Source organism: Bradyrhizobium sp. SZCCHNS1050, assembly GCF_032484785.1.
Taxonomy (GTDB): domain Bacteria; phylum Pseudomonadota; class Alphaproteobacteria; order Rhizobiales; family Xanthobacteraceae; genus Bradyrhizobium.
This window is the reverse complement of record NZ_JAUETR010000001.1, coordinates 796,075-818,812: the sequence shown is the minus strand read 5'-3', so window position 1 is coordinate 818,812 and position 22,738 is coordinate 796,075. Positions and strand designations below refer to the sequence as shown.

Sequence of the window (22,738 nt, the reverse complement as noted above, 5' to 3'; positions counted from 1 at the left end):
GCCGCGGCAAACGGGCGCTTCCGGCCCTGTTTACATTGACAAAACCCGGTTCGGGCTTAGCTGGAGCGCTACGTTGTAAGGGGCGGGGCCGTCCCTTATAACCCGGCGACCGTCGGGGCCGGCGTTGGTGTACACTCAGCCTCTCGGAGGAGATCGATCGATGGCGTGGAAGAATCAGGGCGGAGGCCCGTGGGGTCAGGGTCCGAAGGGGCCCTGGGGCTCGGGACCGCAACCGGTCGGTCCAAGGCCGCCCGACCTGGAAGATCTTCTGCGGCGCGGCCAGGACCGGCTGCAGCAGTTCGTGCCGGGCGGCGGTTTCGGCACCGCGGGCGTGCTCCTGATCGTGCTCGGCGCCATCATCATCTGGCTCGCCTCCGGCATCTACCGCGTGCAGTCCGAGGAGCTCGGCGTCGTGCTGCGCTTCGGCAAATATGTCCGTGATGAGCAGCCGGGCCTGCGCTATCACCTGCCTTACCCGATCGAGACCGTGCTGCTGCCCAAGGCGCTGCGCGTCAACTCGATCTCGATCGGCATCACCGCCAATGACGATCCCGGCCGGCGCGGCCGCGGCGGTCGCGATGTCCCCGAGGAAAGCCTGATGCTGACCGGCGACGAGAACATCGTCGACGTCGACGTCACCGTGCTCTGGCGCATCAAGCCGAAGGGCGCGGCCGACTTCCTGTTCAACATCCAGAACCCCGAGGGCACCGTGAAGGCGGTGGCCGAGAGCGCGATGCGCGAGGTGATCGGCCGCTCCAACATCCAGCCGATCCTCACCGGTGCCCGCACCGTGATCGAGCAGAACGTGCAGGAACTGATGCAGAAGACGCTCGACAATTACGGCTCCGGCATCCAGATCACCCAGGTGCAGATGCAGAAGGTCGATCCGCCGGCCCAGGTGATCGAGGCATTCCGCGACGTCCAGGCGGCGCGTGCCGACCTCGAGCGTCTCCAGAACGAAGCCCAGACCTATGCCAACAAGGTGGTGCCGGATGCGCGCGGTCGTGCCGCGCAGATCCTGCAGGTCGCCGAGGGCTACAAGGAGCAGGCGATCGCCGAGGCCAAGGGCCAGAGCGCGCGCTTCCTCAAGGTCTATGACGAGTACAAGAAGGCGCCCGACGTGACCCGCGAACGGATCTATCTCGAGACCATGGAGCGCGTGCTCGGTGGCTCCGAGAAGCTCGTGCTCGACAGCGGCGCCACCGGCGGCCCCGTGCCGCTGCTGCCGCTCGGCGATCTCTTGCCGCGCCGTCCGGCGCCGGCTGCTCAGCAGGGAGGCGTCCGATGAGGTCCCCCGTTGCAGGCATCGTCGCGCTCGTCGCCGTGCTCGTGCTCGTCGTCATCGGCTACAGCTCGCTGTTCACCGTGAATCAGACCGAGCAGGCGCTGGTGGTGCGGTTCGGCAAGCCGGTCGACGTCGTCACGGAGCCCGGTCTGAACTTCAAGGCACCGTTCATCGACAACGTGATCTCGATCGACAAGCGCATCCTCGACCTCGAGAACCCCTCGCAGGAGGTGATCGCGTTCGACCAGAAGCGGCTCGTGGTCGACGCCTTCGCGCGCTACAAGATCAAGAACGCGCTGCAGTTCTACCAGAGCGTCGGTTCGATCCAGACCGCCAACGTCCAGCTCGGCACGCTGCTGAACGCCGCGCTGCGCCGCGTGCTCGGCGAGGTCACCTTCACGCAAGTCGTGCGCGACGAGCGCGAGGCGCTGATGCGCAAGATCCGCGATCAGCTCGACAAGGAGGCCGACGCCTATGGCATCCAGGTGGTCGACGTCCGCATCCGCCGCGCCGACCTGCCGGAGGCCAACAGCCAGGCGGTGTACAACCGGATGAAGACCGAGCGGCAGCGCGAGGCCGAGGAGTTCCGGGCGCTCGGCGGCCAGAAGGCCCAGGAGATCAGGTCCAAGGCCGATCGCGAGGCCACCGTGATCGTCGCCGAGGCCAACTCGCAGGCGGAGCAGACCCGCGGCGCCGGCGATGCCGAACGCAACCGGCTGTTCGCCGAGGCCTACAACAAGGACCGCGACTTTTTCGCCTTCTACCGCTCGATGGCGGCGTATGAGAACGGCCTGAAATCCGGCGACACCCGCTTCCTGCTGCGGCCCGATTCGGAGTTCTTCCGCTACTTCGCCAACCCCTCGGGGAAGCCGACGGGGGAGACGCCGTCCACCGCCAGCTCGACCGCGGCCGTCGCGGTGCCGGCACCCAAGCCCTGATGGCGCCTGCCTCGATGCCGGGCCCGTTGATCGGGGCGAATAAGAGTTGACATGGAGGGGGCGAAGCCGTTGCTTCGCCCCGTTACATATCAAGAAGATCGAACGGGAGGTCCGGGTCCGATGAGGTCCATTGCGTTTTCCGATTTCCTCATCGGATTAGGTATCCTGTTCGTGCTCGAAGGCCTGTTGTTCGCGGCAAGTCCGGAGTGGATGCGGCGGGCCATGAAGACCGCGATGACCACGCCCGACAACGTGCTGCGCGCAGTCGGCATCGGCTCGGCGGTGGCCGGCCTGGTCCTGATCTGGGTGATCCGGCGGCCGATCTGAGCGGCGGATTGTCGTGCGTTTGCGTGCCCGTCGCACGGGAACGAGGCCCGACCGCTGCAATGACGATCTGCTGCCCGGCCAACGCCATTGTGAGGCGATGGCTGCGCCATTTTGCCGTATTAGGTCGCCCTCAATGATGAATCTGCGGTCCGATCCGGCGTGCTTGCGTCCCCCGCCGGTTCCGGCGCACTGTAACAGTTGAATTTGCCGACTTTTCTGGAGATCCGCCCGATGACCGCAACCCTTGCTTTCAGCCGTCGACTGCGCCCGATCCTGACCGCGGCGGTCCTTGCCGCGGGCTGGGCGCTCGCGCCGGCCCCGGCCTCGGCGCGGGGGCCGGAGGGGATCGCCGATGTCGCCGAAAAGGTGATCGACGCCGTCGTCAATATCTCGACCTCGCAAACTGTCGAGCCCAAGGGCGGCTCGTCCGAGGGGCGGAACGCCAATCCGCAGGTGCCGCCGGGCTCGCCGTTCGAGGAGTTCTTCGACGATTTCTTCAAGAACCGCCGCGGCGGTCCGGGCGGCCGGGGCGGTGCCGACAACTCGCCGCGCCGCACCAACTCGCTGGGCTCGGGCTTCATCGTCGACGACTCGGGCGTTGTCGTCACCAACAACCACGTCATTGCCGATGCCGATGAGATCAACGTGATCCTCAACGACGGCACCAAGATCAAGGCCGAGCTGGTCGGCGTCGACAAGAAGACCGACCTTGCGGTGCTCAAGTTCAAGCCGCCGCGGCCGCTGACGGTGGTCAAGTTCGGCGACTCCGACAAGCTGCGGCTGGGCGACTGGGTGGTCGCGATCGGCAACCCGTTCAGTCTCGGCGGGACCGTCACCGCCGGCATCGTCTCGGCCAAGAACCGCGACATCTCGTCGGGGCCCTATGACAGCTACATCCAGACCGACGCCGCGATCAATCGCGGCAATTCCGGCGGCCCGCTGTTCAACCTCGAGGGCGAGGTCATCGGCGTCAACACGCTGATCATCTCGCCGTCGGGCGGCTCGATCGGCATCGGCTTCGCGGTGCCCTCGAAGACCGTGGCCGGCGTCGTCGACCAGTTGCGCCAGTTCGGCGAGCTGCGCCGCGGCTGGCTCGGCGTGCGCATCCAGGGCGTCACCGACGAGATCGCGGAGAGCCTCAACATCAAGCCGGCGCGGGGCGCGCTGGTCGCCGGCGTCGACGACAAGGGACCGGCCAAGCCGGCCGGCATCGAGCCGGGCGACGTCGTCGTCAAGTTCGACGGCCATGACATCAAGGAGCCGAAGGACCTGTCGCGCATCGTCGCCGACACCGCCGTCGGCAAGGAGGTCGACGTCATCGTCATCCGCAAGGGCCAGGAGCAGACGCTCAAGGTCAAGCTCGGCCGGCTCGAGGACACCGAGAAGGTGCAGCAGGCGGCGATCAAGAAGGACGAGCCGGCCGAGAAGCCGGTGACCCAGAAGGCGCTCGGGCTCGATCTCGCCGCGTTGTCGAAGGACCTGCGCGCCCGCTACAAGATCAAGGACAGCGTCAAGGGCGTCGTCGTCACCGGTGTTGACCAGGCCTCCGACGCCGCCGAGAAGCGGCTGTCGGCCGGCGACGTCATCGTCGAGGTCGCCCAGGAGGCGGTGACCTCGGGCGCCGATATCAAGAAGCGCGTCGACCAGCTCAAGAAGGACGGCAAGAAGTCGGTGCTGCTGCTCGTCTCCAACGCCGACGGCGAGCTGCGCTTCGTCGCGTTGAGCCTGCAGTAGGGCACGATGCAGTAGGGTGGGCAAAGGCGCGCCGTGAGGTGCGCCTGCCAAGGCGCTCTCTCCCGCGCCGCGCCCACCATCCGGCTCCGAGCTCGCGGCACGGTGGTGGGCACGCTGCGCCTGCGGGCGCTGCTTTGCCCACCCTGCGGCAGCTCCACACTCCGCTGTCGTCCCGGCCTCGAGCCGGGACCATAGCCCCCAGGGAGCAGTTTGGGGCGGCCTGATCATTGGCTGTTTGCTCGTCACGACGGCCGCGGCGTATGGATCCCGGATCGGCGCCCCGACGCGCTGGCGCGCGCCGTGGCTTGTCCGGGACGACGACGGTTCGCAAGGCGAATTCACGGCTCAAACAGCGATCGACATAGCTTTGCAGTCTCGCGGCGCATCGCGCCCGAGGTCTGCGATCAGTTCGTCCCTCGCGAGAATGCAGAGGGCGCAGGGAATGCCGGGTGAAGGCCTCACCCATGGCCCGCCTGCGAAAAAAAATGCAGGCGGCAGGTACCACAGGCAAAGCCGATTCAACCGGCATTCCCTGCGCGACGGTCTTCACGCTTATACGCAGTCTCCCTGGTGCGCCGGGCTTGTTGGCCACCATTGTCCGCGCGGCGCTTTAGCGCCGTCGCGAACGTGACACCAGCATCGGGGTGTCAGGACGCTGCGACTTCACGTCCGCAAGCGATCGTTCGTCGGCGCCCTCGTGAGAAGACGCTGCGATCTCTCGCGGCCATCGCTCCCCGCCTCGCGTGTCGTGACGATCGCGCGCAACGCCCCTCCGCAGTGAGGCGGGATGCGCGGATACAATCATGAATTCCGGAAATACGCAAGATAATTATTTTTATCAGAAGGCGGTGGCCGCCATCCGCGAACTCCCGGGAGCGCCGGCTCAGAGCGACCGCTGATTGACCCGCTGCGACAGCGCCTCGGCGCTTTCCTTGCGCTCGGAGTAGCGGTCGACCAGATAGTCGGCGCGGTCGCGCGTCAGCAGTGTGAACTTGACCAGCTCTTCCATCACGTCGACGAGGCGATCGTAATAGGGGGACGGCTTCATGCGGTCCGCGTCGTCGAACTCCGCGAACGCCTTGGGCACCGAGGACTGGTTCGGGATAGTGATGAGCCGCATCCAGCGGCCGAGCACGCGCAGCTGATTGACCGCGTTGAACGACTGCGAGCCGCCAGAAACCTGCATCACCGCCAGCGTCTTCCCCTGTGTCGGCCGGACGGCCCCGAGCGACAGTGGGATCCAGTCGATCTGGGTCTTCATCACGCCGGTCATCGCGCCGTGCCGCTCCGGAGAGCACCACACCATGCCTTCGCTCCAGGTCACGAGATCGCGCAGCTCGCGGACCTTCGGATGATCCGGCTCGGCGTCGTCGACCAGCGGCAAGCCGCGCGGATCGAAAGTCCGTGTCTCCGCGCCGAAGCGCACGAGAAGGCGCGCCGCTTCCTCGGTCAGCAGCCGGCTGAACGAGCGTTGCCGGAGCGATCCGTAGAGCAGCAGGATTCGCGGAGGGTGGGAGGAGCGCGCAGGCTCCAGCAGCTTCGCGCGGTCGATGGCACGGAATGAGGTTTCGTCCAATTGAGGCATCGTGTCAGACAACGCGGTATCCTCCGGCAAAATGATCGGCGTTGGCCGTCCTCGTTCGAGATCCGCCGGTACAAGCGCTCAGAACGCGATGTCCGCAGCGATGGCTTCGATGCCGGCCGTCGCGCAGATGTCGTCGTTGTCGCCTCCGGGCGCGCCGGATACGCCGATCGCTCCGACCTGCCGGCCAGCGGCCTCTATTGGCATGCCGCCGCCGACCATGACAACGCTGGGAACGTTGACGATGGCCCGTTCCGGAGCATCCGGTCGTGCCAGGCGGGCTGCGAGCGTGCTCGTCGCCTCGCGCCAGCTCGCGGCCGTCCGCGCCTTGCCCGTCGCGGCCTCTAGCGTATGCCAGCCGGCGAAACGATCGCGCAGGGTGACCAGCGCAAGCCCCGACGGATCGCTCACGGTCACGGTAGCCTGCCAGCCGCGTTTGCGGCACTCCGCGAGCGCCGCCTGTGCCGCCTTGAGCGCCGTGTCCGGCGCGATGATCCGGCGCGTCCACGTGGGTTCGTCGGCGCGCGCCACGAAAGCCGGGCCGAGCAGGAGGACCACTGCGAGCAGCGGACGCAACACCATCACGCCGACAGCCATTTCGCCATGTCTTCTGGCTTCGGCAGGCCGCCCGCATGGACGACCTTGCCGTCGATCACCACGCCCGGCGTCGAGGCGATGCCGAACCGGGCGATGTCGGCGAAGTCCGTGATCTTTTCCAGCTCGATCTCGATGCCGAGCTTGCTTGCTTCCGAGGAGGCCATTGCTGCAGTCTGAACACAGCGCTTGCAGCCGGAGCCGAGAATTTTGACGTTCTTCATGGGGCTTGTCCTTTCATCAGAACAGGGCGTTGAAGAGATAGCCGACGGCGACGATGCCGGCGGCGACGACGCCCGCGAAGACAGCGATCAGCCGGAGCGTCAGCACCTTGCGCAGGATGAGCATCTCGGGAAACGAAAGCGCGATGACGCTCATCATGAAGGCGAGCACCGTTCCCAGCGCCGCACCCTTGCCGAGTAGTGCCTCGACGACCGGAATGATGCCCGCAGCGTTGGCGTACATCGGCACGCCGATCAGCACCACGGCCGGCACGGACCACCATTGGTCCTTGCCCATGATCGAGGCGAGCAGGTCGTTCGGGACATAGCCGTGAATGAATGCGCCCGCCGCGATGCCAATGATGATCCATGCCCAGACGCGGCCGACGATGTCGCGTACCGCGTCGATCCCGGCCCGGATCCGATCGGCGACGGTCGGCGCATCCGGCTGCATATCCGCCTGTCCCGCACGCACGTTGCGAACCCATGCCTCGAGCCAGCCTTCGAGATGCAGGCGTCCGATGATCCATCCCGCCACGATCGCGACCGCCAGGCCGAAGGCCAGATAGATTGCGGCGATCCTCCAGCCGACCAGCGCGAACAGCAGGCCGAGCGCGACCTCGTTCACCATTGGCGCCGCAATCAGGAACGAGAAGGTCACGCCGAGTGGGACGCCGGCCGAGACGAAGCCGACGAAGAGCGGCACCGCCGAGCACGAGCAGAAGGGAGTGAATACGCCGAGGATCGCAGCCGCGGCATTGCCGAGGCCCTCGCGCTTGCCGGCGAGCAATTCGCGGGTTCGCTCGGCTGAAAAAAAGCTGCGCACGACGCCCATGCCGAACACGACCAGCGTCATCAGCATCAGGACCTTGGGCGCGTCGAACACGAAGAACCGCGCGGCTTCTTCCAGATGGCTGTCGCGGGACACCGGCAGCGACGATACCAGCCATGCCGAGAACGCTTCCAGCTGCCAGTAGACCGCGAACCACAACGCGATCGCAGCTGCCGTCGCGATGATCCAGATCACAGCCGATGCCGACTCGTCAGGATAGGTCGAAGCTTCGGTTTTCATGCTGCACTCCTGTTCGGCTCAGGCATGGCCGCCATGACGGCGTCGAGGATGGCGCGGCGATCGGGCGGCAGGTCAGGGCTCAGCCGATACCGGACCCACTGGGCGTCACGCCGGTCGATGACGAGACCGGCGGCCTTGAGGGCGGACATGTGCCGGCTCATGCGCGATGCGCTGGCTCGGAGCTGCCGCATGAGCTCGCAGACGCAATGCTCGCCGCCGTCCCAAAGGATGCGCAGGGCGGCGAGACGGGTCGGCTCGGCCAGAGCGGCGAGCAGCGGGACGGGATCGGACATGGCGGAAATATATTCGTATTTTCGTATTTGCGCAATAGCGCATATAATGATTACGGATGCGCGATTTGACCGGCAATCGGCGCGGCGCGTGGCGTCAGGCTGATAATGGCTGGTGATGCGTGGCCCGCGCGGCGACGCCCTGCGAGATCCCGGTTGGGAAATCGGGCGAGCCGGCTGGCGTCGGGTCAATTCACGCGCAGGATGGTCTTGCCGCCGGCGGCCGGAATGTGACTGTGCGGCTGGGCTCGACGACGCGGCCGCCGCGCCGGGTACGGAGGCGGAGAGCGTTGGCGTCGAAGACCCAATAGGTGCAGCGGGGCTGGGCGTCTGGGCTGCCCGGCGCGGATGTCCGGGATCTTTACCACGCGCGACGCCACGCGTTATCTCGAACAGGGAGCGCGGCCTCGCTCGGCGAGACGCGCGCTACCTATCCGACGATGGGTTGCCCGCGTTGCCTAGTTGCGGACGCTGCCCACGGTGATCGGAGCGACGAGCGCAGCGCTGTGGTGGTGCTGGGTGAGCACGGCGAGCTGGTGCGGCGAGGCGGCGCTGTCGGCATTCACCGCAATGGTCTGCTGCGCGGCGGATGCACCGACGACGGAGAGCTGGTGCGGGGTGGCCGGCAGCGCGCCGACTTCGTAGCTCGGCAGCTCGCCGGCAACGGCCGCGCCGCTCAGCAGCGCGAGGGCAAGAAGAGAGCCGGGAATGATGTGCTTGATGGTCATCGGGAGGTCCTTCTGTGACGATGATCGATTGCATGGCCTGCAATCGCTTTCGCTTCCTTGGACACTCCCTAGCGTTGTCAGTCTTATATGCGCTGCAGCATGATTTGACAATTCATGGATTGGTGATGCGGTTAAAATGGCAGTTCGCGTCCCGCCTTGATACGTAAGGCGAATGATCTGATTTGCGATCTGAAATGAGATTGGAATGGAGTTGCGTGCGAGTGCGCTGGATTGAAACAAAATCCTGATGATGCGCCGATCGAGAGCCGATGAAGGCAGGGCTTTGGTAACGGCTTTGCTTGCGGCGACGATTCGCACACGGCAATGCGATTGCGATCGTCGAGCGTTCGCAAAACATTGACTAAATGTCACCACAGCAGGCTGTGCGGGTCATCACCGCATTGTCACCTTCGCTTTGTGACACGGACGTGGACCGATGAACCTGTCACGGTCGTTGCGAGGACCGAAGCGACGACGCAATCCATAGCCTTGCGCCGAACTCTGGATTGCTTCGCTGCCCTCGCAATGACGGCATGGCGGCTGCCCATGAACGCGTCCTCTCTCACAACCAGGGGAGGGCGCTGTATTGCGCAAAGGCTCGCGCGGCTATTGGCCTGCCGCGCGGCCGCAGTCTCGTCAGTCGACGAACTGATCGCGCGTGTAGCCCTGGGCATAGAGCAGGGCGGTGAGGTCGCCGTGGTCGATGCGGGCCGAGGCTGCGGCCGAGACCGCAGGCTTGGCGTGATAGGCGACGCCGAGACCGGCCGCCTCGATCATGCCGAGGTCGTTGGCGCCGTCGCCGACCGCCAGGGTGTCGATCTCGTCGAGATCGAACGCCTCGCGCAGCTCGATCAGGGTGGCGAGCTTGGCGTCGCGGCCGATGATCGGCTCGCGCACCTCGCCCGTGAGCTTGCCGCCATCGATGACGAGCTCGTTGGCGCGGTTCTCCTGGAAGCCGATCTTGGCCGCGATGGCGCTGGTGAACAGCGTGAAGCCGCCGGAGATCAGGCAGGTATAGGCGCCGTTGGCGCGCATGGTCATCACCAGATGACGGCCGCCCGGCGTCAGCTTGATGCGCTTGGTCAGGACTTCGTCCACGACGCTCACCGGCAGGTCCTTCAGCAATGCGACGCGTTCGCGCAACGCCGGCTCGAACGCGATCTCGCCGCGCATGGCGCGCTCGGTGATGGCGGCGACGCGCGGCTTGAGCCCGGCGAAATCGGCGAGTTCGTCGATGCATTCCTGCCCGATCATGGTGCTGTCCATGTCGGCGAGGAAAAGCTTCTTGCGCCTGACGGCTTCCGCCTGCACGACGATGTCGATCGGCATGTCGCCGCGCAGGTCGCGCAGGCGCGCCTCGAGCTTGTGGACCTCGCCGTCGTGGGCGAAGGGGATGTCGATCGCGACCTCGTCGAACAGCCAGCGCGGCGTGCCCGGCGAGGGCAGAACGGCCAGGAAGGCCTCCACGATCGTGGTATCAAGCGCGGGATCGGCGGGATTGCAGATGAAGGTGGCGACGAGAGACATCAGGTGACTTTGCCAGGGATCAACAAAGCGGTGCTTATCGCAGGGCCGACCGCCAGCGGCAAGTCGGCGCTGGCGATGGAACTTGCGCAAAAAGCGGGCGGGGTCGTCATCAACACCGATTCCATGCAGGTCTACCGCGATCTGAGGGTGCTGACGGCAAGGCCGACCTGCGACGAAGAGGCCACCGTGCCGCACCGGCTCTACGGCCATGTCGATGCCAGCGTGAACTACTCGGCCGGCCATTATGTCCGGGATGCCGCGGAGATCCTGGGCGAGGTGCAACGGGCCGGGCGGCTGCCGATCTTCATCGGCGGCACCGGCCTGTATTTCAAGGCGCTGACATCAGGGCTGTCCGCGGTGCCGCCCGTGCCGGATGAGGTGCGCGACGCGGTGCGTCTCAGGCTCGATCGCGACGGCGTCGAGGCCTTGCATGCCGAGCTGGCGCGACGCGATCCGGCGGCGGCCGCGCGGCTGAACGTCCGCGACCGCGCCCGCGTGGCCCGGGCGCTGGAGGTGATCGAGGCGACGGGTCGGCCATTGGCCGACTGGCATGCCGAGGCCACTCCGCCGCTGCTGCCGGAGGGCAGCTATCGGGCGCTGTTCATCGCTCCGGAGCGCGAGGCGCTCTACGCGCGGATCGATGCAAGGTTCGATCTGATGCTGGAGCGCGGTGCGGTGCAGGAGGTCGAGCGGCTGGCCGCGCGCGGCCTCGATCCGCTGCTGCCGGCAATGAAGGCCCACGGCGTGCCGGCGCTGATCCGCTATATCAGAGGGGAGATCACGCGGGAGGAGGCGGCCGCCATCGGCAAGGCCGACACCCGCCATTATGCCAAGCGGCAGTTCACCTGGTTTCGACACCAACTGCCGGAGTTCGAGTGGATGAGCCCGGAGGCGGCAAAGGGATGGGTCGTCAAACTCTAGCCGCATCGTCATTCCGGGACATCGCGAAGCGATGGGCCCGGAATCCATAACCACGATCGTGAGTATGGATTCCGGGCTCGCCCTCCGGGCGCCCCGGAATGACGACCTCGTTTGGAGATGGAGCCCGTACTCTCATCCAGCCTATTGCCTCGTTTCGGAGGCCAACGGCCAAATTACCGCTCGCCGAACGGAAAATTCCGCGTTAACATCGTAAAATCGCGCTGACGAGCCGGCTTTGCCTTGACATTGGGGCATCGCCGGCTATGTTTCGCGCAACCTTTGGGAAGCTCGCTCGGCATCATGCGCAACTTTATTTCCATCCTCCTTATCGCCGTCGTACCCAGGCGCACCGCCGGGGATGGCTAGCGGCCATCCAAATTCCGAGCGGTGCGCAGGGCCTTCCAGGGCCCTTTTTTATTGCCTGGAAGCCAGCGATCCGACCGAAACGACCCTGACCCAAGTGACCAAAACCGACTGACCAAAACCGACTGACCAAGACCGACCAGCCGCTGACAGAAGCGATCCGGAGCCCACCATGACCGACAAGAGCCACGATCCGAACCAGATGACCGGCGCCGCGATGATCGTGCGCGCGCTCATCGACCACGGCGTGCAGCACCTCTTCGGCTATCCTGGCGGCGCGGTGCTTCCGATCTATGACGAGATCTTCCAGCAGAGCGAGGTCGAGCACATCCTGGTCCGCCACGAGCAGGGCGCCGGCCACGCCGCCGAAGGCTATGCGCGCTCGACCGGCAGGCCGGGCGTCGTGCTGGTGACCTCCGGCCCCGGCGCCACCAACATGGTGACGCCGCTGGCGGACGCGCTGATGGATTCGATCCCGCTGGTCTGCATCACCGGCCAGGTGCCGACGCATCTGATCGGCAACGACGCGTTCCAGGAGTGCGACACCGTCGGCATCACCCGGCCCTGCACCAAGCACAACTGGCTGGTCCGCAACGTCAACGATCTCGCCAAGGTGCTGCACGAGGCGTTCTATGTCGCCACCACGGGCCGTCCGGGGCCGGTCGTCGTCGACGTGCCGAAGGACGTGCAGTTCGCGACCGGCACCTATCATCCGCCGCGCAAGTCCGACGTCCATGTCTCCTATTCGCCGCGCGTGAAGGGCGACGCGATGCAGATCCGCAAAGCCGTGGCGCTGCTGGCGGGCGCCAAGCGGCCGGTGATCTATTCCGGCGGCGGCGTCATCAATTCGGGGCCGGAGGCCTCGCGGCTGCTGCGCGAGCTGGTCGAGGTTACGGGCTTCCCGATCACCTCGACGCTGATGGGATTGGGCGCCTATCCGGCGTCGGGCACCAATTGGCTCGGCATGCTCGGCATGCACGGCACCTACGAGGCCAACATGGCGATGCATGATTGCGACGTCATGCTGTGCGTCGGCGCGCGCTTCGATGACCGCATCACCGGGCGCACCGATGCGTTCTCGCCCGGCTCGAAGAAGATCCACATCGACATCGATCCGTCCTCGATCAACAAGAACATCCGCGTCGACGTGCCGATCATCGGCGATTGCGGCGACGTGCTCGCCGACATCCTGCAGGTGTTCAGGGCCGAGGCGAAGAAACCCGACATCAAGTCGTGGTGGCAGGAGATCGCCGTCTGGCGCGCGCGCAACTCGCTGGCCTACAGGCCGAACCGCGACGTCATCATGCCGCAATATGCGATCCAGCGGCTGTTCGAGCTGACGCGCGGCCGCGACACCTACATCACGACCGAGGTCGGCCAGCACCAGATGTGGGCGGCGCAGTTCTACGGCTTCGAGGAACCGCACCGCTGGATGACCTCGGGCGGTCTCGGCACCATGGGCTACGGCCTGCCGGCGGCGATCGGCGTCCAGGTCGCCCATCCCGACAGCCTCGTCATCGACATCGGCGGCGACGCCTCGGTGCAGATGACGATGCAGGAGATGTCGACGGCCGTGCAGTACGAGCTGCCGGTCAAGATCTTCATCCTCAACAACCAGTACATGGGCATGGTGCGGCAGTGGCAGCAGCTCCTGCACGGCAACCGCCTGTCGCATTCCTACTCGGAGGCGCTGCCGGATTTCGTCAAGCTGGCCGAGGCCTATGGCGGCGTCGGGCTCCAGGTCTCCAAGCCCGGCGATCTCGACGGCGCGATCAAGGAGATGATCTCGGTCAAGAAGCCGGTGCTGTTCGACTGCCGCGTCGCGGCGCTCGAAAACTGCTTCCCGATGATTCCGTCGGGCAAGGCGCATAACGAGATGATCCTGCCGGCGGAGGCGAGCGATCCGGCCGCGGCGTTCGCCGGCGGCAAGGCGCTGGTGTGAGTCTGATAGGTTTGATGGTGCGGTGATGGCACGCGCGTCCGGCAGTCTCTCTCTTAACCTCTCCCCGCTTGCGGGGAGAGGTCGACGCGCAGCGTCGGGTGAGGGGGACTCTTCACGCAGTCGGACTCGCGGAGAATCCCCCTCACCCCGACCCTCTCCCCGCAAGCGGGGCGAGGGAGTTCATCTGCTTGCGCGGCCGCATTGTGCCCATGCGTCAGGGAGTTCTCATGTTCACCCTCGCTGAGCTCGAAGCCGCCCACGCCATCGTCGGCGCCGTGGTGCCGGCGACGCCGGCGCATGCGTGGCCGTTGCTGGCGCAGCGGCTGGGGACCGGGGTCGTCGTGAAGCACGAGAACCACACGCCGGCCGGCGCCTTCAAGGTGCGCGGCGGACTGGTCTATGTCGACAACCTCAAGCGCACGCGGCCGGATGTCCGCGGCCTGATCACCGCGACGCGCGGCAATCATGGCCAGAGCGTCGCGTTTGCCGGCCGTCGCAACGGCCTGCCGGTGACGATCTACGTGCCGCGTGGCAACTCGGTCGAGAAGAACCGCGCGATGGCGGCGTTCGGCGCCGAGCTGATCGAGCACGGCAGCGACTTCCAGGAGGCGCGCGAGGAGGCCGGCCGCCATGCGGCGCGCGACGGCCTGCACATGGTGCCGTCGTTCCATCGCGATCTCGTGCGCGGCGTCGCGACCTACGCGCTGGAGCTGTTCCGCACGGCGCCCGACCTCGATGTGCTCTACGTCTCGATCGGGCAGGGCTCCGGCATCTGCGGCTGCATCCTGGCGCGCGATCTCTTGGGTTTGAAGACCGAGATCGTCGGCGTGCAGTCGACCGAGGCGCCGTCCTACGCGCTGTCGTTCGCTGCGCGGACGGTGGTGACGACCAACAGCGCCGACACCCACGCCGATGGTCTCGCGACGCGCAGCCCGGATGCGGATGCGCTCGCCATCATCCTGAAAGGCGCCTCGCGCATCGTGCAGGTCGGCGACGCCGAGATCGCCGAGGCCGTGCGCATTCTCTGGACCGACACCCACAATCTCGCCGAAGGCGCCGGCGCGGCACCGCTTGCGGCGGCCTTGCAGGAAAAGGGCAGGCTCGCCGGCAAGCGCGTTGGCCTGGTGCTGACTGGCGGCAACATCGATCTCGACCTGTTCAGGCGCTGGGTGCTGCCGGCGGCCACGCATGCCGAAGCGGGGGCCGCATGAGGAGCTCGCAACTCGCCACAAACACCGCCGTCATGCCCGGGCTTGACCCGCCTGCGCGGCCGAAGCCGCTTCGGCGCGGCGAAGGCCCGGGCATCCACGAACCGCGCGCTCGACGCTCGACGTGGAGGGCCGGGAGCGCAGACAAGTTTACGCAGTCTGCGCAAGGCAGACTGCTATGCCCGGCCATGACGGTTGAATTATCACGGGGACACCAATGAACCAGCCAGCGTCAGCCTATTTCCTCGAAGACCGTCACGATCCGAACGAGACGCACACGCTGGCGGTGCTGGTGCAGAACGAGCCGGGCGTGCTCGCGCGCGTCATCGGCCTGTTCTCGGGCCGCGGCTACAACATCGAGAGCCTCACCGTCTCCGAGACCGAGAGCCAGAAGCACCTCTCGCGCATCACCATCGTCACCACCGGCACGCCGATGGTGATCCAGCAGATCAAGCACCAGCTCGACCGCATGATCCCGGTCTACCGCGTCGTCGACATGACGCTGACCAAGCGCGCGATCGAGCGCGAACTCGCGATGGTCAAGGTGCGCGGCACCGGCGAGCCGCGGGTCGAGGCGCTGCGGCTGGCGGATGCGTTCCGCGCCCGGGTGATCGACGCCACGACGGAAAGCTTCGTGTTCGAGATCACAGGCAATACCGACAAGATCACGCAATTCATCGATCTGATGCGTCCGCTCGGCCTGGTGGAAGTCGCCAGGACCGGCATCGCGGCGATCGGGCGGGGATCGGAAGGGATGTGAGCCATGCTGGCGCGCGACTGGTACTACAACGAACGCAACCGGATCGGGCTCGATCATGCCGTCGCCTCGATCTACGGCTCGGGCGATGATGCCGACGAGCGAGCGCGCGCTGCTCTGAAGATGCTCGGCGTCAAGCCGGGCTGGCGGGTGGCGGACATCGGCTGCGGCAACGGCGTGCTGGCGACCGAGGCGGCGCTGCTGGGGGCCGTCGTCGACGCCATCGACATCTCGCCGGCGATGCTGGCGCTGACCCGGATCTACACCCGCGACCGCCGTACCGCGGTGCGGATGCATTCGGCGGGGCTGCTGTCGTTCGCCTATGAGCCGAACTCGTATGACCTGATCGTCAGCGAGTTCACGCTGCATCATCTGCCGGACTTCTGGAAGGCGGTGGCGCTGGCGCGCATCTTCGCGGCGCTGAAGCCGGGCGCACAGTTCTTCCTGCGCGACATCGTCTATGTCAGCATGCCCGACGGTGTCGAGCGCTCGGTCGAGCAGTGGGCGGATTTCAACATCAAGAACCACGACCTCGCCCGCGACAGCGTCATCACCCACATGCGCGACGAGAACTCGACCTTCGCCTGGGTGATGGAGCGCATGCTGGCCGAGGTCGGCTTCGTCACGGTCTCCGCCGACTACCATGCGCCGATGCACGCGACGTATGTGCTGCAGAAGCCGGCGGGGCAGGGCTAGGCGCTGATGTTCTTGTACGACGGTGAGGTGGCCACGCTGCCACCCTCCCCTGGAGGGGGAGGGTCGATCGCGCATGCAATGCGCGATCGGGGTGGGGTGGGCCGCCGCAAAAGCTCGCGCGTGGAGAGATCACCCCACCCCGCCTCACATCGTTGCTTCGCACGATGTGAGGCGACCCTCCCCCTCCAGGGGAGGTTGAAAAGTCGTCGTGTGGCAGGAGCTCATTAGATGTCCCAGCAGCTCCTCATCGCCTTTGTCACCTTCGCCTTCGTGATGGCGTTCACGCCCGGGCCGAACAACATCATGCTGCTGTCGTCGGGCGTGACCCATGGCTTCCGCCGCACGGTGCCGCACATGATGGGCGTCAGCTTCGGCTTCGCCTTCATGGTCGGCGCGGTCGGCTTCGGCCTCGCGACGGTTTTCATCCGCTATCCCCTGCTGCAGGACGTGCTGAAATACCTCGGCGCGGCCTATCTGATCTACCTCGCGGTCGCCATCGCCTTGTCAGGATCGGCCGAGCCTGACGACGCCAAGCCGCGCGGCCCGATGTCGTTCTGGGGCGCGGCGCTGTTCCAATGGGTCAACGCCAAGGGCTGGGTGATGGTGATCAGCACCATCACCGCCTATGCCGCGATCGCCAGCTTTCCGGCCAACGTGGCGCTGCAGGTCGCGATCAGCTTCGTGATGGCGGTCGCCTCGACCATCACCTGGACCTTATTCGGCACCGCGCTGCGGCCGCTGCTCAGCTCCGAGCGCGCGGTCCGCGCCTTCAACATCCTGATGGCGGTGCTGCTCCTGGCCTCGCTCTATCCCGTGTTCATGGACGCATGAGGGAGACTGCCGCCATGCGAGATCGGGGTTTCCAAGCAGGGCCAAAATGCTCTAGACACGGGCCGGATTTCGTCCGGGCGCAGCCGCCCGTGCCTCACCCAAGCGTCTGACTTTCCAGCCAATTCCGGCCATCTCAAAGAGGAAACGACAATGCGTGTCTACTACGATCGCGACGCCGATCTGAACCTGATCAAGGGCAAGAAGGTCGTCATCGTCGGCTATGGCAGCCAGGGCCACGCCCACGCGCTCAACCTGAAGGATTCCGGCGTCAAGGACGTCGCGATCGCGCTGCGCAAGGGCTCGGCCTCCGCCAAGAAGGCCGAAGGCGCCGGCTTCAAGGTGATGGAAGTCGCCGAGGCCGCGAAGTGGGCCGACCTCGTGATGATGCTGACCCCGGACGAGCTGCAGGGCGACATCTACCGCGAGCACCTGCACGACAACATGAAGCAGGGCGCCGCGCTGGTGTTCGCGCACGGCCTCAACGTCCACTTCAACCTGCTCGATCCGCGCGCCGATCTCGACGTGCTGATGATCGCGCCGAAGGGCCCCGGCCATACCGTCCGCTCGGAGTACCAGCGCGGCGGCGGCGTGCCCTGCCTGATCGCGATCGCCAAGGACTCCTCGGGCAATGCCCATGACCTCGGCCTGTCCTACGCCTCGGCGATCGGCGGCGGCCGCGCCGGCATCATCGAGACCACGTTCAAGGAAGAGTGCGAGACCGACCTGTTCGGCGAACAGGCGGTGCTGTGCGGCGGCCTGGTCGAGCTGATCAAGGCCGGCTACGAGACGCTGACCGAGGCCGGCTACGCGCCGGAGATGGCCTATTTCGAGTGCCTGCACGAGGTCAAGCTGATCGTCGACCTGATCTATGAAGGCGGCATCGCCAACATGAACTACTCGATCTCCAACACCGCCGAATACGGCGAGTACGTCACCGGGCCGCGCATCATCACGCCGGAAACCAAGGCCGAGATGAAGCGCGTGCTCGACGACATCCAGTCAGGCCGCTTCGCGCGCGACTGGATGCTGGAGAACAAGGTCAACCAGACCTCGTTCAAGGCGACCCGCGCCAAGCTTGCCCAGCACCCGATCGAGGAAGTCGGCGCCCGCCTGCGCGACATGATGCCCTGGATCAAGAAGGGCGCGCTGGTCGACAAGTCGAAGAACTGAGGTCTTGCGGCGAAACCGAGAAATGAAAACGGCGGGCAGAGGCCCGCCGTTTTTGTTTGGGGTCGTTGAAGGTCCGCCGGCGCGTTCAGGACGCCGCGCGGCGCGACGCCACCGGCGTCAGCAGGCGGACGATCTCGCTGATGGCGACGAGGCCGACCAGCCAGGCGGCGCTGGTCAGGCCGAGGCGGGCGACGATCGGGAGCGCGAAGCTCGCGGCGCCGCCGAGTGCGGGCGTGGCGGCCAGCAGCACCAGCTCATAGGCGGCGTAGGCACTGGGGAGCGCGACGGCAAGCGCGACCGTCGCTGGTGCTGTGCGCAAGGTCGCCAGGGCCATGCGGGCCACAACGGTGGCGCTGAGCGCCGCCACGCCGATCATGGCGCCCCAGGCCAGCGTGTTGGCATCGACCGGATAGTGCAGCGCGCCGAAGCCGATGCCCTGGTTGACCAGCCAGGCGCCGAGCATCACCGGCAGCGCCGCGCGCAGCGGCAGCATGGCGGCGGCGATCACGGCGAAGGCCGCAAACGGCGTCGCGCAGGCGAACACGAAGCTCGCCAGCGCGCAGGCCCCTGTCAGCAGCGCGAAGCAGAACGCAGCGGCATGCCGTTGCGGAACGGGCGCGAGGCGAGCCTCGGTACCAGACCGGGCGAGGACGTCGAGAGTCATGGAACATCTCCTTCTGTTGCGATTGTAGTCCATTTCGGCAGCTTCTGTCAGCCGCCGGGAGGTTGGTCGGCAGCGTCACTGCACGCCGAAGCTCGCCACCCGGATGCCGCCGAACACGCCGAAGCCCGGCGCGAGGAATCCGGTCGGGTTCTGGTAGTGATGGTTGAAGAGGTTGTCGATCCGGCCGAACAGCTTGACCTGGTCGGACAGCGCGTAGTCGCTGCGCAGGTTGACGACCGTATAGCCGGGCGCGACGAGGCCGGTGATCATGCCGTCGCGGCTGACGTCGAGCCAGTCGCCGATGTGCAGCAGCGTCGCTGACAGCGTCAGCGCATCGATCGGCGCCCATGTCGCGGTGGCGCTCCATTTCTCCTTCGGCCGCCGCAACAGCTGCAGGCCGGTGGCCGCATCGACCGCGCGGGTGAACGTGTAGTCCGCACGCAGCGAGATCCGGTCGGTGAGATCAGCGGTCACGAAGCTCTCGGTGCCTTCGGTGGTGGCGAGGCCGACATTGGCGTAGGAGGTGAAGGTCGCGTTGAAATTGATCAAGTCGGTGATGCTGTTGTGGAAGTAGGTCGCGCCGAAGCGGAGACGATCGTCGAACAGCGGCTGCTCGAAGCCGGCGTCGTAGCCGGTGCTCTGCTCCGGCCGGAGGTTGGGATTGGCGAAGAAGTTGAACGCCGGAAAATCCTGGTGCAACTGGCTCAGGGTCGGTGCCTTGAAGCCGGTGCCGTAGCTCGCCTTCAGCTTGGTCTCGGTCACCGGCAGGATCACCGCCGGCGCGATCCGGTAGGTGCCATGGCCGCCGAACTGGTCGTTGACGTCGTTGCGCAGGCTCGCCACCACGAACCAGCGCTTCACGAACTCGGTCTGCAGCTCGACGAAGCCGGCCTTGTTGCCATTCTCGGCCGAGAGGTCGGCGGTCTTCAGCCGCTCGGTCTGCTGCTCCGCGCCGACGACGAGATTGTTATGCGGCGCGAGCTCGGTCACCGCGTGCCAGTCATACTTGATGCGCTCGCCGGTCGCGACCGCTGCCACCGGATTGCCAGCCGTCAGGTCGGACGACCGGTCGTTCACATAGTTGACGCCGAAGTAGTTCCGGATGCGGCCGCCGAGCAGCGACCACACGGCTTCCTGGCGTGTCGCAAGCTGGTGGACGGCGTGGTTGCTCTGGGCCGCGTCGGGAAAGCTCGGAAAGCCGCTGTCGCCGGTGAACAGCAGCGTCGCGTCGGTGTATCGAACCACCGAGTTCAGCGTCCAGGCCTCGTTGAGGTCGACGCCCAGCTTGGCCGAGGCGGTGACGTTGTCGTAGGCATTGCCGATGGCCTTCTGCCCCGCAGGCAGCAGCTGCCACGGGGTCACCGGAACGTCGCCGGCGTGCAGATGCGCGACATTGATCGCGTAGTTGACATTGTTTTGTGAGCCGCTGACGCCGGCTGACTGGTTGAAGGTCTTGAACGAGCCGCTCTCGACCGAGGCGGTCGCGCGCGCCGGGCCCTCGCCCTTGCGCGTGATCACCGAGATCACCCCGCCGATCGCATCCGAGCCGTAGAGCCCGCTCTGCGGCCCGCGCAGCACCTCGAACTGCTGGATGTCGGCGGCGAGCAGATGCGCGAAATCGAACGCGCCATTGCCGTTGGTGACATCGCCGACGTCGATGCCGTCGATGAAGAGCTTGGTGTGATTGGCGTTGGTGCCGCGCATGAAGACGTTGGTCTGGCCGCCCGGGCCGCCGGCCTGCACCACGTTCAATCCGGGGATCGTGCTCAGGATGTCCGGCACGGTGCGGGCCTGCTGCGCGGCGATGTCCTTGTCGGTCACCACGGTGATCGCATTCGCGACGTGGGCCACTGGCGTGACGACGCCGGTCGGGCTGACGGCGACGGGGGTTCCGGCTGGCGCGGCCGGCTTTGCCGCCGGCACCTGCTGATGCGGGGCGTTGCCGGTTCTGCGGGGGATGGCTGGTTTTTGAGCGATCGGCTCGCGCGGCGGGTCGACCTCAACCGGGGGCAGAAGGTCGGGGGAGGCGGATTGCTGCGCTGCTGTGGGCGAGGGGCCGAGCAGGGCGAATGACGAGAGGACGCAGAACGACGACAGAAGGGCGCGACTGCGCCTGGCATAGGGAACGGGGGACACGAGGAACCTCGGCATGACGTCAGTGGCACGTCACCGCGAACGAGGTCTCATGCAGCCCTTTGCAGGCCTGCCTGAAAACGATGCCAATAACGCCCCGACCGGCATCCTCGCGTGTGACCACGGCTGACGGCAGGTCTCCTGGCTCGCGGGTCGTCACCTCCACGTCGCCTTCCCGGGACCGAGATTTCCCAGTGGCCTTTGACGCGAGATTCGCCGCTTACAGTTGCGGGGGCAGCTGCGGCCTTCGGTCACGTCCCTTGCGAGACGCATCCGGCACCGCATTCCCTTTTGAGCCCCGGTCGAGGGGCACCGTCGCGATCACCGTAGGAGTGCGGACGCACCAAAGTCAATCCGGCGCCCGGCGATCTCCTGGCGATAACGCTGGCCGGTCGGCTCGGTGATGCCCGGCCGCCTGCGACAACCATAGCTGTCGTCCGTGCGAACGCAGGGACCCATAGCCACCGGCGGTCGTGTGGCGAAGGACGACGATCAAGACATTTTCCGCCAATTCACATCACGCGGTATGGGTCCCTGCGTTCGCAGGGACGACAGCGGAGTGCGAGTCGTTGCTGATGAGGATTGCGCCTTGTGAGCACCCGCTCACTTCTCGACCTTGTTGTGCACCATCCAGAATCGCAGCGTGCGCTGGGCGGTGTCGAGCGACAGGCGGCCGTAGTCGCGTTCCGCGAGCTTGAGCGTGTCGCTGTCGATGGCGTGCTTGATCGGCCGGTGGGTCAGGATTTTCGCCACCACCGACCAGGCCAGCCCGGCGGCACGGCAAGGGATCAGCACGATATCGGTGCGCGGGCCTTCGAGCACCTTGGCCATCATCTCGGTCGGGACGTTGTTGAGCAGGCCGAGTGCGGCGGAAACCTCGCCGAAGCGGCGGGTTTCGGCGAAGAAGGCGATGGCGGCATCGTTGAGCTCGTTCAGCCCCTTCATGCGCTTGACGGCCTCTTCGGCCAGCGTGAAGTCGCGCCCGACCAGGCCGCCGTCGCTGCGCGCAACGTCGGCGATCGCCTTGAGGATCTTCTTGATCTCCTGTTGCAACGCCGGCGGCGCCGAGGCCATCAGCCTGGCGCGCACGGCTTCGGTCGCGCGGCGCAGGAGGTCGCGCAGGTGCTTGGTGGGCAGGTCGACGCGCAGCCCGATGATCTCGGACAATTCGTCGTCGTCCTCGGCATGCGCCATCATCCCGGAATAGCCGGACTCGGAGAAGCGCGCGGTCTGGTTGTTGGCGAGCTTGCGGATCACCCGGCGCTCGCCGCGGTCGACGATGATGTCGGTCACCGCCTCGGTCAGATGCGGACGGCTGGAGATCGCCATCAGGTGATCCTGGCCCTTGGTCGCCGCGACCTCCACCAGCGTATGCTCGGTGAGCCGGCTCGAGTGCATCAGCACGTTCTCGGCCACCGAGATCTCGTCGTCGCGGGCGAGCTGCTGGATCAATTCGACGGGCGCGTAGTCGACCGGCGCGAGATGCTTGCTGAGCTCGGCTCGCGCGCGGGTCTCGACCCGCGAGACCAGCATGCACAGCACGTTGTCGAATACCTTGATCTGGTCCTCGCTGAGGCGTTCGCCGTCATGCAGGAACAGGTTGGTGACTTGGCGCAGCGTGTTGACGCGCTTCGCCGAGGTGCCGCTGCGGACGGCCTCTTCGAGTTCGGTGATGATGGAGTCTTCTGAAGGCGGAAGCTGTTCTGGCTGTGACACGATCGCGCTCGTTTGTCCGGATTGCCGGAGCGACAGCAA

Annotated in this window: 21 protein-coding genes and 1 riboswitch; of the genes, 11 read left to right on the top strand and 10 right to left on the bottom strand. The window is 66.3% G+C overall.

Going from position 1 to position 22,738, the window contains the following annotated elements:
* The first annotated feature begins 160 nt into the window (after window positions 1-160).
* From hflK to QX094_RS03885, 4 genes are all read left to right on the top strand, one after another.
* On the top strand, window positions 161-1,288 hold the full coding sequence (hflK, locus tag QX094_RS03900) for an FtsH protease activity modulator HflK (protein ID WP_315713361.1): 1,128 nt from the start codon (window positions 161-163) through the stop codon (window positions 1,286-1,288).
* The gene (locus QX094_RS03895) at window positions 1,285-2,223 is read left to right on the top strand and encodes a protease modulator HflC (RefSeq protein ID WP_316165983.1); all 939 of its coding nucleotides are present in this window, start codon (window positions 1,285-1,287) and stop codon (window positions 2,221-2,223) included. The genes hflK and QX094_RS03895 overlap by 4 nt, the downstream gene beginning before the upstream one ends.
* A 120-nt stretch (window positions 2,224-2,343) precedes the next feature.
* Window positions 2,344-2,550: a DUF2065 domain-containing protein gene (locus tag QX094_RS03890; RefSeq protein ID WP_315713359.1), complete on the top strand. Its 207-nt coding sequence runs from the start codon at window positions 2,344-2,346 to the stop codon at window positions 2,548-2,550.
* A gap of 231 nt (window positions 2,551-2,781) precedes the next feature.
* The gene (locus QX094_RS03885) at window positions 2,782-4,284 is read left to right on the top strand and encodes a Do family serine endopeptidase (RefSeq protein ID WP_315752480.1); all 1,503 of its coding nucleotides are present in this window, start codon (window positions 2,782-2,784) and stop codon (window positions 4,282-4,284) included.
* An 883-nt stretch (window positions 4,285-5,167) separates the two neighbouring features.
* Here QX094_RS03885 and arsH read toward each other — a convergent pair.
* The 7 genes from arsH to serB form a co-directional block, all read right to left on the bottom strand.
* Window positions 5,168-5,869 carry an arsenical resistance protein ArsH gene (gene arsH, locus QX094_RS03880; protein ID WP_316184307.1) on the bottom strand — a complete coding sequence of 234 codons (702 nt, stop codon included), beginning with the start codon at window positions 5,867-5,869 and terminating at the stop codon, window positions 5,168-5,170.
* 78 nt (window positions 5,870-5,947) lie between these two features.
* The gene (locus QX094_RS03875) at window positions 5,948-6,463 is read right to left on the bottom strand and encodes a heme-binding protein (RefSeq protein WP_316187646.1); all 516 of its coding nucleotides are present in this window, start codon (window positions 6,461-6,463) and stop codon (window positions 5,948-5,950) included.
* Complete coding sequence (locus QX094_RS03870) at window positions 6,448-6,684, bottom strand: thioredoxin family protein (protein WP_315756369.1); 237 nt, start codon at window positions 6,682-6,684, stop codon at window positions 6,448-6,450. The genes QX094_RS03875 and QX094_RS03870 overlap by 16 nt, the downstream gene beginning before the upstream one ends.
* 16 nt (window positions 6,685-6,700) lie before the next feature.
* On the bottom strand, window positions 6,701-7,753 hold the full coding sequence (locus QX094_RS03865; protein WP_316183970.1) for a permease: 1,053 nt from the start codon (window positions 7,751-7,753) through the stop codon (window positions 6,701-6,703).
* The gene (locus QX094_RS03860) at window positions 7,750-8,046 is read right to left on the bottom strand and encodes a metalloregulator ArsR/SmtB family transcription factor (RefSeq protein ID WP_316183968.1); all 297 of its coding nucleotides are present in this window, start codon (window positions 8,044-8,046) and stop codon (window positions 7,750-7,752) included. The genes QX094_RS03865 and QX094_RS03860 overlap by 4 nt, the downstream gene beginning before the upstream one ends.
* A 455-nt stretch (window positions 8,047-8,501) precedes the next feature.
* Window positions 8,502-8,771: a hypothetical protein gene (locus QX094_RS03855; RefSeq protein WP_316183966.1), complete on the bottom strand. Its 270-nt coding sequence runs from the start codon at window positions 8,769-8,771 to the stop codon at window positions 8,502-8,504.
* Between the two features lie 636 nt (window positions 8,772-9,407).
* The gene (gene serB / locus QX094_RS03850) at window positions 9,408-10,298 is read right to left on the bottom strand and encodes a phosphoserine phosphatase SerB (protein ID WP_315713351.1); all 891 of its coding nucleotides are present in this window, start codon (window positions 10,296-10,298) and stop codon (window positions 9,408-9,410) included.
* Window positions 10,299-10,301: 3 nt separating this feature from the next.
* Between serB and miaA the strand changes: the two genes are divergently transcribed.
* From miaA to ilvC, 7 genes are all read left to right on the top strand, one after another.
* Window positions 10,302-11,219 (top strand): tRNA (adenosine(37)-N6)-dimethylallyltransferase MiaA, encoded by a 918-nt coding sequence (gene miaA / locus QX094_RS03845; protein ID WP_316165984.1) that lies wholly within the window; start codon window positions 10,302-10,304, stop codon window positions 11,217-11,219.
* A gap of 535 nt (window positions 11,220-11,754) precedes the next feature.
* Window positions 11,755-13,524, top strand: coding sequence for an acetolactate synthase 3 large subunit (locus tag QX094_RS03840; RefSeq protein ID WP_316183963.1), 1,770 nt, complete (start codon window positions 11,755-11,757; stop codon window positions 13,522-13,524).
* A 227-nt stretch (window positions 13,525-13,751) separates the two neighbouring features.
* Window positions 13,752-14,735, top strand: a complete 984-nt coding sequence (locus QX094_RS03835) for a threonine dehydratase (RefSeq protein ID WP_316183961.1) — start codon at window positions 13,752-13,754, stop codon at window positions 14,733-14,735.
* Between the two features lie 214 nt (window positions 14,736-14,949).
* Entirely contained in the window at window positions 14,950-15,492 is a 543-nt protein-coding gene (gene ilvN / locus QX094_RS03830; protein ID WP_315713345.1) for an acetolactate synthase small subunit, read from the top strand.
* A gap of 3 nt (window positions 15,493-15,495) precedes the next feature.
* Window positions 15,496-16,185, top strand: coding sequence for a class I SAM-dependent methyltransferase (locus QX094_RS03825; RefSeq protein ID WP_316183959.1), 690 nt, complete (start codon window positions 15,496-15,498; stop codon window positions 16,183-16,185).
* A 228-nt stretch (window positions 16,186-16,413) separates the two neighbouring features.
* Window positions 16,414-17,016: a LysE family translocator gene (locus QX094_RS03820; protein WP_315713343.1), complete on the top strand. Its 603-nt coding sequence runs from the start codon at window positions 16,414-16,416 to the stop codon at window positions 17,014-17,016.
* A gap of 150 nt (window positions 17,017-17,166) precedes the next feature.
* Entirely contained in the window at window positions 17,167-18,186 is a 1,020-nt protein-coding gene (gene ilvC / locus QX094_RS03815; protein ID WP_315713342.1) for a ketol-acid reductoisomerase, read from the top strand.
* An 85-nt stretch (window positions 18,187-18,271) separates the two neighbouring features.
* Here the strand turns inward: ilvC and QX094_RS03810 are convergent, their stop codons facing one another.
* The 3 genes from QX094_RS03810 to QX094_RS03800 all read right to left on the bottom strand — a co-directional run bounded on the left by QX094_RS03810 (window position 18,272) and on the right by QX094_RS03800 (window position 22,699).
* Complete coding sequence (locus tag QX094_RS03810; protein ID WP_315769095.1) at window positions 18,272-18,850, bottom strand: hypothetical protein; 579 nt, start codon at window positions 18,848-18,850, stop codon at window positions 18,272-18,274.
* Window positions 18,851-18,925: 75 nt separating this feature from the next.
* Window positions 18,926-21,001, bottom strand: coding sequence for a TonB-dependent receptor plug domain-containing protein (locus QX094_RS03805; protein ID WP_315769093.1), 2,076 nt, complete (start codon window positions 20,999-21,001; stop codon window positions 18,926-18,928).
* A gap of 95 nt (window positions 21,002-21,096) precedes the next feature.
* Window positions 21,097-21,315, bottom strand: a riboswitch (cobalamin riboswitch).
* Between the two features lie 271 nt (window positions 21,316-21,586).
* Window positions 21,587-22,699: a DUF2336 domain-containing protein gene (locus tag QX094_RS03800; RefSeq protein WP_315752746.1), complete on the bottom strand. Its 1,113-nt coding sequence runs from the start codon at window positions 22,697-22,699 to the stop codon at window positions 21,587-21,589.
* Window positions 22,700-22,738: the final 39 nt, after the last annotated feature.